Annotated in this window: 2 tRNA genes; both read left to right on the forward strand. The window is 47.2% G+C overall.

Features of this window, described 5'->3' with window-relative positions:
• Positions 1-65: 65 nt before the first annotated feature.
• Positions 66-139: transfer RNA gene (locus tag HMPREF3241_RS10580), tRNA-Cys, on the forward strand.
• A gap of 9 nt (positions 140-148) precedes the next feature.
• A tRNA-Gly gene (locus HMPREF3241_RS10585) sits at positions 149-223 on the forward strand.
• The last annotated feature ends 61 nt before the right edge of the window (positions 224-284 follow it).

A 284-nucleotide genomic window follows, 5' to 3' on the forward strand; every position in this document is an offset into this window, starting at 1 on the left:
AAGCGGTAAGGCAACGGACTTTGACTCCGTCATGCGCTGGTTCGAATCCAGCTAGCCCAGTTATTGGCGGCATAGCCAAGTGGTAAGGCAGAGGTCTGCAAAACCTTTATCACCGGTTCAAATCCGGTTGCCGCCTCCAGGTTATTATGCGGGAGTAGTTCAACTTTTAGAACACATTCCTTCCCGGAATGAGATATAGGTGCAAATCCTATCTTCCGCTCCAATTTTAGATTTGCGGGAGTAGTTCAACTCTTAGAACACATTCCTTCCCGGAATGAGATATA

Source organism: Staphylococcus sp. HMSC34G04, assembly GCF_001838765.1.
Lineage (GTDB): Bacteria > Bacillota > Bacilli > Staphylococcales > Staphylococcaceae > Staphylococcus > Staphylococcus epidermidis.